This window comes from Mycobacterium sp. NGS18 (genome assembly GCF_059813185.1).
On the sequence record NZ_JCALEC010000002.1, the window covers coordinates 98,125 to 110,265 of the forward strand.

At 68.8% G+C, this 12,141-nt stretch carries 11 protein-coding genes; 7 read left to right on the top strand and 4 right to left on the bottom strand.

The window, feature by feature from the left end:
* Positions 1-26: 26 nt before the first annotated feature.
* A complete protein-coding gene (locus tag AC5Y31_RS04085; protein ID WP_499978259.1) occupies positions 27-4,880 on the top strand; it encodes an NAD-glutamate dehydrogenase in 4,854 nt (1,617 codons plus the stop codon).
* A 14-nt stretch (positions 4,881-4,894) separates the two neighbouring features.
* Positions 4,895-5,293 (top strand): acyl-CoA thioesterase, encoded by a 399-nt coding sequence (locus AC5Y31_RS04090; protein ID WP_499978954.1) that lies wholly within the window; start codon positions 4,895-4,897, stop codon positions 5,291-5,293.
* Positions 5,294-5,323: 30 nt separating this feature from the next.
* Here AC5Y31_RS04090 and AC5Y31_RS04095 read toward each other — a convergent pair whose 3' ends face one another.
* Positions 5,324-5,965, bottom strand: a complete 642-nt coding sequence (locus AC5Y31_RS04095) for a TetR/AcrR family transcriptional regulator (protein WP_499978261.1) — start codon at positions 5,963-5,965, stop codon at positions 5,324-5,326.
* 22 nt (positions 5,966-5,987) lie between these two features.
* On the opposite strand from AC5Y31_RS04095, the gene AC5Y31_RS04100 reads away from it, so the two are divergent.
* Positions 5,988-6,845, top strand: a complete 858-nt coding sequence (locus AC5Y31_RS04100; protein ID WP_499978263.1) for an alpha/beta fold hydrolase — start codon at positions 5,988-5,990, stop codon at positions 6,843-6,845.
* Positions 6,846-6,849: 4 nt separating this feature from the next.
* Here AC5Y31_RS04100 and AC5Y31_RS04105 read toward each other — a convergent pair whose 3' ends face one another.
* Together AC5Y31_RS04105 and AC5Y31_RS04110 are read right to left on the bottom strand one after the other, a co-directional pair.
* The gene (locus tag AC5Y31_RS04105) at positions 6,850-8,466 is read right to left on the bottom strand and encodes a glycoside hydrolase family 13 protein (protein WP_065025703.1); all 1,617 of its coding nucleotides are present in this window, start codon (positions 8,464-8,466) and stop codon (positions 6,850-6,852) included.
* On the bottom strand, positions 8,466-8,864 hold the full coding sequence (locus AC5Y31_RS04110; protein ID WP_499978264.1) for a globin: 399 nt from the start codon (positions 8,862-8,864) through the stop codon (positions 8,466-8,468). Before AC5Y31_RS04110 ends, AC5Y31_RS04105 begins: the two co-directional genes overlap by 1 nt.
* 136 nt (positions 8,865-9,000) lie before the next feature.
* Here AC5Y31_RS04110 and AC5Y31_RS04115 point away from each other — a divergent pair, with 136 nt between their 5' ends.
* On the top strand, positions 9,001-9,642 hold the full coding sequence (locus tag AC5Y31_RS04115; protein ID WP_065025701.1) for an HNH endonuclease: 642 nt from the start codon (positions 9,001-9,003) through the stop codon (positions 9,640-9,642).
* A gap of 1 nt (position 9,643) precedes the next feature.
* Here the strand turns inward: AC5Y31_RS04115 and AC5Y31_RS04120 are convergent, their stop codons facing one another.
* Positions 9,644-10,567: a carbon-nitrogen hydrolase family protein gene (locus AC5Y31_RS04120; RefSeq protein ID WP_499978266.1), complete on the bottom strand. Its 924-nt coding sequence runs from the start codon at positions 10,565-10,567 to the stop codon at positions 9,644-9,646.
* Between the two features lie 92 nt (positions 10,568-10,659).
* On the opposite strand from AC5Y31_RS04120, the gene ctaJ reads away from it, so the two are divergent.
* Genes ctaJ through AC5Y31_RS04135 form a run of 3 tightly spaced genes read left to right on the top strand, consistent with a single transcriptional unit; the run spans position 10,660 to position 12,135 of the window.
* A complete protein-coding gene (ctaJ, locus tag AC5Y31_RS04125; RefSeq protein WP_301636520.1) occupies positions 10,660-10,893 on the top strand; it encodes an aa3-type cytochrome oxidase subunit CtaJ in 234 nt (77 codons plus the stop codon).
* Positions 10,880-11,347, top strand: coding sequence for a DUF5130 family protein (locus AC5Y31_RS04130; protein WP_065025699.1), 468 nt, complete (start codon positions 10,880-10,882; stop codon positions 11,345-11,347). The genes ctaJ and AC5Y31_RS04130 overlap by 14 nt, the downstream gene beginning before the upstream one ends.
* 23 nt (positions 11,348-11,370) lie before the next feature.
* On the top strand, positions 11,371-12,135 hold the full coding sequence (locus tag AC5Y31_RS04135) for a hypothetical protein (protein ID WP_499978269.1): 765 nt from the start codon (positions 11,371-11,373) through the stop codon (positions 12,133-12,135).
* Positions 12,136-12,141: the final 6 nt, after the last annotated feature.

The window sequence follows — 12,141 nt, forward strand, 5'->3', positions numbered from 1 at the left end:
CTGACACTTGGTCAGGAGGGGTGGGGATGACGGAATCCACCGAGCGGCGATCAGCCGCATGGACGACGTTTCCCGATCCCACCCGGCCGCACGACATCCCCGAGTGGGTCGCAGCCGCCTATCTCGCCACCCATCGCGGACCGCACAGCGATGCGCTGGGCGGCGACGATGCCGCCGACGCTGAGTCCGCCGACCGAGCCGGCGCCACGGCGACTGTGGCCCCGGCGCTGCTGGCAGCCCACGCCCGGCTGGCCCAACATCGGCCGGCCGGCGAGACCCGGGTCGGCGTCTACACCGCGGACGACCCGGCCGGATTCGGCCCGGCCCTGCAAGCGGTCACCGGGCATGCCGGCATGCTGGTGGATTCCGTCGCCGTGCTGCTGCACCGCCTGGGGGTGGCCTACCTCGGCATCATGACGCCGGTGTTCACCGTGCACCGGGATGCCGACGGCGAACTGCGCAGTGTGGAGCCGAGATCCCCGGACGGCGCCGCCGGCTCGGAGACCTGGATCCACGTCCAGCTCTCGCCGTCGGTCAGCCGCGAGGCGTTGGCTGAGGCCGAACAGCTGCTGCCGCACGTGATGGCCGACGTCCGTCAGGTCGCCGCCGACTCCCAATCCATGCACGATGCGCTCGACGCGCTGGCCGTCGACGTCGAAACCGACCCGCACGGTCACTACACCGCGCCGGACCGCGACGATGTGGCCGCGCTGCTGCGCTGGCTGGCCGACGGGCACTTCGTACTGCTGGGCTACCAGCGCGGGGTGGTGCGCGACGGGCAGGTGCTGGTCGAAGACGCGGACCGGATGGGTGTGCTGCGGCTGCGTAAGTCCTTGCGGCCCATGCTCACCGGCGACAATCTGCTGACCCTGGCGCAGGCCACCGTGCCCAGCTACATGCGGTTCGGTTCACACACCTACGTCGTGGTGATCCGGGAGAACACCGGCGACGACATCGTCGCGCACCGCTTCGTCGGCCTGTTCACCGCCGGGGCGATGAACGCCGACGTCTTCGAGATCCCGGTCATCTCCCGGACCGTGCGTCAGGCGCTGGCCCTGTCCGAGAGCGAGCCTGGCCACCCGGGCCAGCTGCTGCTCGACATCATCCAAACCGTCCCGCGCTCAGAGCTTTTCGCGATCAGCTCCGAGCAACTGCTGAACATGGCGATGGCCGTCGCCGATCTGGGCTCGCGGCGCGGCGCGCTGCTGTTCCTGCGCGGCGACCGCACCGGGCGCTTCGTATCCTGCCTGGTCTACCTGCCGCGCGATCGTTACACCACGCCGGTCCGGCTGCAGATGGAGGACATCCTGGCCGCCGAATTCGGTGGTGTCGGTGTGGAGTACAGCGCCCGGGTCAGCGAAGCTCCCTGGGCGCTGATCCATTTCATGGTCCGGCTGCCCGAAGATCCCAAGGCGCGCACCGTGGACACCTCCGAGGCCAACCGGGTGCGGATCCAGGCGCTGTTGACCGAGGCCAGCCGTACCTGGGCGGACCGGATGATCGGCGCTGCGGCCGGAACCCCGGCAGCGACCCAGGCGCAGCACTACGCGGCGGCCTTCGCCGAAACCTACAAGCAGGCCGTCACCCCGGCCGAGGCCGTCGACGACATCGCGATCGTCGAGGAACTGGCCGACGGCTCGGTCCGTTTGGTGGTCTCCGACTACGGCAAAGACGACGCGGTCCCGCTGACCTGGTTCCTCGGCGGCCACGGCGCCTCGCTGAGTCAACTGCTGCCGATGCTGCAGTCCATGGGCGTGGTGGTGCTCGAGGAGCGCCCGTTCACCGTGGCCCGCGCCGACGGTCTGACCGTCTGGATCTACAAGTTCAAGGTGTCGCCGCACGCCAGCATCGAGATCCCGGCAACCGGCGCCGAACGGGATGCGGCCCAGCGACGATTCGCCGACGGGGTCACCGCGATCTGGGAGGGCCGGGTCGAGATCGACCGGTTCAACGAGCTGGTGCTGCGGGCCGGGCTGACCTGGCAGCAGGTGGTGGTGCTGCGCGGCTACGCCAAATATCTGCGCCAGGCGCGTTTTCCCTACAGCGAGAACCACATCGCGTCGGTGCTCAACGAGCATCCGGACACCGCGCGGGCCCTGGTGGCCTTGTTCGAGGCACTGTTCGACCCGTCCCAGGCATCCCGCAGCCGCGAGGCCCAAGCGGCGGCCGCGGACGTCGCGGCCGGCATCGATGCGGTGGTGAGCCTGGACACCGACCGGGTGCTGCGCGCGTTCGCCTCGCTGATTCAGGCCACGTTGCGCACCAACTACTTTGTCACCCGTGCGGATTCGGCTCGTGCGCAGAACGTTTTGGCGCTCAAGCTGGACGCCCGGCTGGTCGACGAGTTGCCGCTGCCGCGCCCCAAATTCGAAATCTTCGTCTACTCGCCCCGCGTCGAAGGGGTGCACCTGCGGTTCGGTTTCGTGTCCCGCGGCGGCCTGCGCTGGTCGGACCGCCGCGAGGACTACCGCACCGAGATCCTCGGGCTGGTCAAGGCCCAGGAGGTCAAAAACGCCGTTATCGTCCCGGTCGGCGCCAAGGGCGGGTTCGTGGTCAAACGCCCGCCGGCGCCCACCGGCGACCCGGCCACCGACCGCGAAGCGACCCGCGACGAGGGGATCGCCTGCTACAAGCTGCTGATCTCCGGCATGCTCGACGTCACCGACAACGTCGACCACGCCACCCGCGCGGTCAGCGCCCCACCACAGGTGGTGCGGCGCGACGGCGACGACGCCTATCTGGTGGTGGCCGCCGACAAGGGCACCGCCAGCTTCTCCGACATCGCCAACGAGGTCGCGCAGTCCTACGGCTACTGGCTCGGCGACGCGTTCGCCTCCGGGGGATCGGTCGGCTACGACCACAAGGAGATGGGCATCACCGCCAAGGGTGCCTGGGAATCGGTCCGGCGGCACTTCCGGGAAATGGGCGTCGACACGCAGACCGAGGATTTCACCGTCGTCGGCGTCGGCGACATGAGCGGCGACGTGTTCGGCAACGGAATGCTGCGCAGCGAACACATCCGCCTGGTGGCCGCATTCGACCACCGGCACATCTTCTTGGACCCCGACCCGGATCCGGCCCGGTCCTTCGCCGAACGTCAGCGGATGTTCGACCTGCCGCGATCCAGCTGGGACGACTACGACACGTCGCTGATCAGTCCGGGCGGCGGTGTCTATCCGCGGGAGCTGAAGTCGATATCGATCAGCCCCCAGGTGCGCGCGGTGCTGGGTCTCGACGAGGACACCGGCGAGCTGACACCGCCTGCGCTGATCCGGGCGATTCTGCGGGCTCCCGTGGACTTGCTGTTCAACGGCGGTATCGGCACCTACGTCAAAGCCGAGTACGAATCCGACAGCGACGTCGGCGACCGCGCCAACGACCAGGTGCGGGTCAACGGAAACCAGGTGCGCGCCAAGGTGATCGGGGAAGGCGGCAACCTCGGGGTCACCCAGTTGGGCCGCGTGGAGTACGACCTGTCCGGCGGCCGGATCAACACCGATGCGCTGGACAACTCGGCCGGCGTCGACTGCTCCGACCACGAGGTCAACATCAAGATTTTGATCGACTCCCTGGTCACCGTCGGCAAGCTCGACGTCGCCGACCGGCCGCAGCTGCTGGCCTCGATGACCGACGAGGTCAGTGCGCTGGTGCTGGCCGACAACACCGCGCAGAACGATTTGATGGGCACCAGCCGCGCCAATGCCGCCAGTCTGTTGCCGGTGCACGCCGACCAGATCCGGCACCTGGTCGCCGACCGCGGCCTGAACCGCGAGCTGGAAGCTCTGCCCTCGGAGAAGGAGATCGCCCGGCGCGCCGAGGCTGGGCTGGGTCTGGCCTCACCGGAGCTGGCGACGCTGATGGCTCACGTCAAACTGACACTCAAGGCGGCGGTGCTGGCCACTGACCTGCCGGATCAGGACGTCTTCGCCGCCCGGTTGCCGCAGTACTTTCCCTCGCAGCTGCAGCAGCGCTTCGCCCACCAGATCCGTTCGCATCAACTGCGCCGCGAGATCGTGACCACGATGCTGATCAACGACGTGGTCGATACCGCCGGCATCACCTACGCCTTCCGGATCACCGAGGACGCCGGCGTCGACCTCATCGACGCGGTTCGGGCCTACGTCGCCACCGACGCGATCTTCGGGGTGGGCGAGCTGTGGCGCCGGATCCGGGAGGCCGGTGAACGCGACGGACTGCCGGTGGCAGTGACCGACCGGATGACGCTGGATCTGCGTCGGCTCATCGACCGCGCCGGGCGCTGGCTGCTCAACTATCGTCCACAGCCGCTGGCGGTCGGCGCCGAGATCAACCGGTTCGCCGAAAAGATGAGCCAGTTGACGCCGCAGATGTCGCAATGGCTACGCGGCGACGACGCCGCCATCGTGGCCAAGCACATCGGGGAGTTTCGCTCCCAGGGCGTACCGGAGGACCTCGCCGCCGACATCGCCACGGGCCTGTACCGCTACAGCCTGCTCGACATCATCGACGTTGCCGACATCACCGACCGCGACCCCGCCGAAGTTGCCGACACCTACTTCGCGTTGATGGATCGGCTCGGTACCGACGGGCTGCTGACCGCGGTGGCCCGACTGCCTCGCGATGACCGCTGGCATGCCTTGGCGCGGTTGGCGATCCGCGACGACATCTACAATTCGGTGCGATCGCTGTGCCTGGATGTGCTGGCGGTCGGCGAACCGGATGAGGACGGGATGCAGAAAATCACCGAATGGGAATCGACCAACGGCTCACGGGTGGACCGGGCGCGGCGCACGCTGACCCAGATCTACGAGTCCGACCAGCGGGACCTGGCCACCCTCTCGGTGGCGGCCCGACAGATCCGCAGCATGACCCGCGCCAGCGGCCGGGCCTCGACCTCGTGAGTAAACCGGGCTTCATCGCGTCGATTCCGGTGCGCTGGTCGGACATCGACATGTATCAGCACGTCAACCACGCGACCATGGTCACCATCCTCGAAGAAGCGCGGGTGCCGTTCCTGTCACCGGCGTTCGCGGTGGACATCACCAGTGTCGGCCTGCTGATCGCCGAGGTCCGGGTCGCCTACAAAGGGCAACTGCGGCTGATGGATTCGCCGCTGCAGGTGACGATGTGGATCTCGCGGCTGCGCGCGGTCGACTTCACCATCGGCTACGAGGTGCGTTCAGTGAGCGCCGAACCCGATGCGAAACCGGCGGTGATCGCCGAGACCCAGTTGGCCGCGTTCAGCATCGACGAGCAGAAGCTGGTGCGGTTGTCACCGGAGCATCGGGCTTATTTGGAGCAGTGGGTGCGGTAACCGTCACAGTCCGGTGGGATTACCGGGGGATCAGCCCTCGGTCAACATGGCGTCCAGCAACCGACGCACCACCGTGCTCACCTCGTCGCGCGTCTGGTCGGGGTCCTCGGCTGTCGCGACGAGCATCGCGGCCTCGTCGAGTGCGCCGATCAGAACGTGCGCCAGCGCGCGGACCGGCTGCCGGGGGAGTTGGCCGGCCTTCATCGCTTCGCTGAGCAACTGCTCGGTCATGCCCAGGCTGTAGCGCTGGGCCACATCGCGAAAACCGTCCCAGCCGAGGACGTTTGGCGCATCGAGCAGGATGAGCTGGCGCACCTCCGGGTCGTTGGCCACCACCAGCCAGCTTTCCGCCGCGGACCGCAACGCGGCGGCGGGAGTGCTCGCCCCGGAGGTGGCGACGGCTTCGGCGAGGCGCGCCATCACGTCGGCTTCCACGGCCTCGACCACCGCGCGGAACAGCGCTGCCTTGTCCGGGAACTGGTGATACATCGCGCCGCGGGTCACTCCGGCGGCCTCGGCGATCTCGGGGGTGCCCACCGCGGCGAAGCCGCGCGCGCCCCACAGCGTGCGCGCAGCGCTGGTCAGCGCCGCACGGGTGGCGGCCGAACGCTCCGCCTGCGTCCGACGCTTGATTTCCGTACAGGCTGTCGGTAAGTTATCGGCAGGTTGCACGTAACTATGTTAGGAGCATCCAATGCCCACCGTTGACATTGACGCCGGAACCATCCACTACGACACCGCAGGGCCGCCGGACGGCCGTCCGGTGCTGTTCGTCCACGGCTACGCCATGGGCTCGTCCCTGTGGGGGCCGCTGAGCGCACGGCTGGCCGCGCGAAATCTGCGTTGCATCGCCCCGACCTGGCCGCTGGGCGCGCATCAGACCGCGTTGCGGCCCGCAGCAGACCGGTCACTGCCGGGCATCGCGGCGATGGTCAACGCCTTCATGGCCGCACTCGCGCTCGACGACGTGGTGTTGGTCGGCAACGACACCGGAGGCGTGATCACTCAGCTGGTAGCGGTGCACCACCCGGACCGACTCGGTGCGCTGGTTCTCACCAGCTGCGACGCCTTCGAACATTTCCCGCCGCCGATCCTCAAACCGTTCATGCTGGCGGCCAAGACACCCATTACCTTCCGCGCCGCGCTACAACCCATGCGGCTGCGCACCTTCCGCCGGCGCGGCTTCGGGGCGCTGTCCCACGGCGACATCGACCATCTGGTGGCCGAGTGGGTGAAACCGGGTCTGCGCGATGCGGCAATCGCCGAGGATCTTCGCCACCTCACCAAGTCGCTGCACCAGCAGACCACCCTGGACGCGGGAGCGCGGCTTGGTGGGTTCGCCAAGCTGGCGCTCATCGCGTGGTCTGCCGATGACCGGTTTTTCCCCGTTGACGACGGCAAGCGCCTCGCCGATGCGTTGCCGAACGCCCGACTGGAACTCATCGAAAACGCCTGCACCTTCTCGATGATCGATCAACCGGACCAGCTGGCCGATCTGGTGGCCGAATTCGCCGGCGCCACAAGCGGGCACGAGGGCCGCAGTCGCCGCTAAGCCGTCAGACCAGCCACGCCGCGGTGTCGGGCGGCAGTACACCGTCGGCCGCCGGTGCGCTGGCCAAGATCAGCTGACCCTCCGGCCGCGCCACTGGTTCGTCGCCGGCGTTGAGCGCGCACACCAGCCCGCCGCACCGGAACATCACCACCCCGTCCGGCGCGGGCAGCCATTCGACGCGGGCATCGAAACCGACATGGGCGCTGCGCAATTCGATCGCTCGCCGGTAGAGCGCCAGGGTCGAGCCGGCGTCACCGGCTTGACGTTCGACGGTCAGCGGCGCCCACTGCGCCGGCATCGGCAACCAGGTGTCGGTCCGCTCGGAGAACCCGAAGGCCGGCGCGTCGCCCGACCACGGCATCGGCACCCGGCAGCCGTCCCGGCCGCGTTTGGTGTGCCCGGAGCGCTCCCACACCGGGTCCTGCAGCGCCGCATCGGGCAACTCGACTTCCGGCAGTCCCAGCTCCTGGCCGTTGTAGACGAACACCGCCCCGGGCAGCGCGAGCAGCACCAAGGCCATCGCCCGGGCCCGCGCCAGCCCGGCCGCCCCGCCGCCGTAGCGGGTGACCGACCGCTGCACGTCATGGTTCTCCAGCGCCCAGGTAGCGGTGCCGTCCACCGATGCGACCGCGGCCAGGGAGTTCTCGATCGCGTCGCGGATCTCGGCCGCATCGAAGTCGGCTTGGAGCAGCCGGAAGTTGAAGGCCAGGTGCAGTTCGTCCGGACGCAGGTATTCGGCGAACAGGTCGTTGTCGTGCACCCAGACCTCGCCGACGGACACCGCGCCCGGGTAGTCGTCGAAGACGGCGCGAATCGCACGGTGGATCGGATGGACCCCGGGCTGGTTGAACCGTGGGTCGTCGTCTTGATGCGCCAGCAGTTCCACGTCGGTGACGGGCATGTCGGGCAGTCCGGGCGGCTTGGCCATGCCGTGGGAGACGTCGATCCGGAAGCCGTCCACGCCGCGGTCCAGCCAGAACCGCAGGGTCTGCTCGAAATCGCCCATCACCTCTGGGTTGTCCCAGTTCAGATCCGGTTGGGTGGTGTCGAACAGGTGCAGGTACCACTGGCCCGGGCCATCGGGGCCGGTGACCCGGGTCCACGCCGGCCCGCCGAACACCGACAGCCAGTTGTTGGGCGCCAGCTCCCCGTTCGGCCCCCGGCCGTCCCGGAAGAAGTAGCGCGCCCGTGCGCGACTGCCCGGCTTATGCGCCGGTCCCAGCTTCGCCTCTCCTTCGTCGAGGCTCGCTGAACCGCCGGGCGCGGACGCCAGGGCCTCGACGAACCACGGGTGCGCCGAACTGGTGTGGTTGGGCACCAGGTCCATGGTCAGCTTGATGCCACGTTCGTGGGCGGCGGTCACCAGCCGGTCCAGCGCCGCCAGGTCGCCGAAGAGCGGATCGATGTCGCGCGGATCGGCTACGTCGTAGCCGTGATCGGCCATCGGCGACACCGTCACCGGGTTCAGCCAGATCGCGTCGATCCCCAGACCCTGCAGGTAGTCCAGGTGGGCGATCACCCCGTCCAGGTCGCCGACCCCGTCACCGTTGCTGTCGGCGAAGGAGCGCGGGTAGGCCTGGTAGAACACACTGCTGGCCCACCACGGGTTCTCGGCGCCCATCAGATCGGTGCGTTGACCAGGAAGTCGGCCACTGAGTGCAGGTAGTGCAACAGTTCGGCGCGATGTTCGTCTCCGAGGGTCTCGGAGTCGATCTCGTCGACCGCGGTGACCATGCAGCGCAGCCAGGCGTCGCGCTGCAGCGGGCCGATGCGGTAGGGGATGTGCCGCATCCGCAGCCGCGGGTGGCCGCGACGGTCGGTGTAGGTGCGCGGCCCGCCCCAGTACTGCTCGAGGAACATCCGGAGGCGTTCCTCGGCGCCGTCCATGTCGTCGGCCGGGTACATCGGGCGCAGGATCGCGTCCTGGGCGACCAGTTGATAAAACCGCGCGACGATGGCGTGGAAGGTTTCCGCACCGCCGACGGCGTCATAAAACGAGGGCTCTTCTATCGGCTGCATCGCCCACCATTGTGGGGCATCGGGCGTTCCTGCCAATGAACACACAGCAAATAGGCGTGCGACCAGCGCCGAATCATGGTGAACTGTTCGGCGGAGGATTTATGGTGCAGCACAAAAACCGTCCCCGAAGCCGGATATGAAACGCCGGGGCCACCGCCGACCCGGTGCCCCCACGGCGAGCCTGTCCGGGCTTGCCGCTGCCCCCTGCCTGCACTCGGTCGCCACTACCGGCCCGGTGCCCGCGACTGATGCCGCGTCGATCTGGACCCGCCGGCGCGTGTTGCTGCTGAACTCCACCTTCGAGCCGTTGACGGCGCTTCCGCTGCGGCGCGCCATCGTCATGCTGATCTGCGGGAAGGCCGACGTGGTGCACGACGACCCGACCGGCCCGGTCATCCATTCGGCGACCCGCTCGGTGACGGTGCCGTCGGTGATCCGGCTGCGGTCGTATGTCCGGGTGCCCTACCGCGCCCGCATCCCGTTGACCCGCGCCGCGCTGATGCACCGTGACCGGCACAGCTGCGCCTACTGCGGCGGCAAGGCCGACACCGTCGATCACGTGGTGCCGCGCAGTCGCGGCGGCGACCACTCCTGGGAGAACTGTGTGGCCGCCTGTTCGGCCTGCAATCATCGCAAGGCGGACCGGTTGCTCACCGAGCTCGGGTGGACGCTGCGGCTGGTGCCGACGTCGCCGAAGGGTCAGCATTGGCGGCTGCTGGCGGTGATCAACGACCTCGATCCGGTGTGGATGCGCTACCTCGGTGAAGGCGCCGCCTGAGCTAGGTGGCTTGCACTACGTGGTGCTCATACCAGCGCCGTCCGTGCCAGCGTTGGTAGTGCCACACCGCGGTGGGCAGCGTCCCGCGGGCATGCAGCCAGAAGCCGGCCGGCGGTTCGAGCCGGGGCGGTTGGCGCTGCAGCGTGATGTCGCCGAGTACCACCCCTTCGCCTTCCTCGGCGCGCCGTTCGGCGACGACGGTGCCGTCCGCGGCGGCGATCAGCGTCGCACCTTCGAAGTGGCCGCGATAGGTCATCGGCACCCAGGGCATGGCGCAGGACAGCGCACCGGCATGGGCGGCGTGCACCACCGGCGCACCGACGTACCCGGCGAACGAGGCCGCCGCGTGCCGGGCGGTGCCGGCGTTATTGCGTTCCAGGCGGTCGAACAGTGTGTGCGGGCGCCACCGCGGAATCGACCACCAACCCGAGCCCGTCATCACCAGGTCCACCCGGCCCCGCAGCCGGCGCACGGTCTGGGTGCGCATCAGCTCCCAGCACACCGCCGCCCCCACCGGGTGATCGGCCGCGTCGAGCACGCCGTCGTCGTCGCCGCCGGTATAGAAGGAGTTCTCCCACATCGTCGGCAGGTCCTTGTCGTGGCGGCCCACCACGCCGTAGGGATCGGCGAGTAGGTAGGCGTTACGGACGTGGCCGTCGGCGTCGCGGCACAGGAAGGATCCGCCGACCAGCGCTCGGTGCCGGTGGGCCAGGGCGGTGAGCAACTCGGTGGCCGCACCATCGGGGGGCAGTGCAGCGGTAGCCAGGGAGGGCTCGAAACCGATCCCGGTGCTGAAGAACTCCGGAAGCGCGATGATCGCTGCGCCGGCTCGCCCCGCCTCGTCGGCCAGCCGTTCACAGGCCGCGAGGTTGGTGGGAACATCGCCGAGAACCGCGTCCAACTGGACTGCCGCTGCCAAAACCATGCCGCCGAACATAGTCGGCCCGGATCGCCGGCGTAGTCGCGTCGGCCCGGGTTCCCGCACCGATCAATCCGCGGTGGGATACGGTCTACGGCGTGAGCGTGTTGTCATTCCTCGGCTACTTCGTCGGCATTCCGGTAGTGCTGGTCTTGCTGCTGTCATCGCGGATCTGGATGCAAAAGGGGCCGCGTGCGGCCGTCTACAAGATGTCCGACAGTTGGACGCATCCACCGATCCTGTGGGCGGCGACCGATGAGGTCGTCGGTGGCGGGCACGGTCACGGCAAGTCCGAGTTCAGCGTGGGGGGTGGAGCCAGTGGCAACTGGTGAGGTCGCGACGATCGATCCGGCGGACCTGCCGTACGGATCGGCGATCACCTACAGCGGTCGGATCTCCGGGGTCACCGAGCCCGGCGAGGCGTCGCTGCACTATCCGTTCCCGGTCAAGGGGCTGGTGGCCCTCGATGACGCTTTGACGTACGCGTCGCGGGCGTCGCGCGCCCGGTTCGCCGTCTACATCGGCGACCTGGGCTCAGACTCCGCCGCGCGGGCCGGCGAGATCCTGGCAAAGGTGCCCACCCCCAATGACGCGGTGCTGGTCGCGGTATCGCCAGACCAGCGGGCCATCGAGGTGGTCTACGGCGCCGGCGTGGGTGCGCGCATCGCCCCGGCAGCGGCTCCCCAGGGTGTGGCCGCCGCCGCTGCGGCGTTCACCGACGGCGACCTGATCGGCGGCCTGGTCAGCGCGGTGCAGGTGCTCAGCGCCGGCATCCCCCCGGCCTAGTCGCCGTCGCATCGGTCGCAAGCGTGCCCGGCTCAGGCCGCGCTGTCGCGGTCACCGCGTCCCCGGCCCATCGCAGCTGGCTGGCCAACCTCGACCGGCGCGGCGTCGCGCCGCAGGACGTGGCCGACATCGTCCGTCAGCGGCGGATCACCCGCGATAGCTTTCGGGCTCTCGACGCGATGGAGCACATCACCGACCCGGACGGTAAGAGCTTCTTCGTGATTCCCCGGGGTGCCGGCGCCAAGCAAGCCCGCCACGCGACACTGCTGACCTACATCCTCAACGCCGGCACCGGCTACGGCCGGGCCGGCAGCGGCAACGACTTTCCCGAGACACCGTACGGCGCCGTCGAGGCGGGGCGGATCGTCGCGCGCCAGCACGCGAATCGCTGGAGCTACGAGGCTGTCCGGGGTATCGGCAACACCGGCGGTTGCTTGGTCACCACTCCCAATGGCGTACTGATGGGCTTGGGGGGCAACCGGTTTCACGCCCAGCTCAGCCGACGAGCCGGCACCATGTGGGGTGACCTGTTCATGGTCAACGTCACTCGGATCTCCGACCCGGCTCACCAGTTGCGTGACATCGTCGAATCCGGACGGATCTCGAGCGGTGGGCCCGATCTGGACAGGGTGCTGCATCACGAGGAGATCCACGCCCAGCAGTGGGCCGACCTTGGCCCGATACAGATGCCCGCGCGCTATCTGGCCGAGGAGGCGAAGGCGCTGATCCTGCGCGGCACCAACAGTTTTGAGCGGGAGGCCGGATTGTCCGACGGAGGATACCGGTAAGCCCGT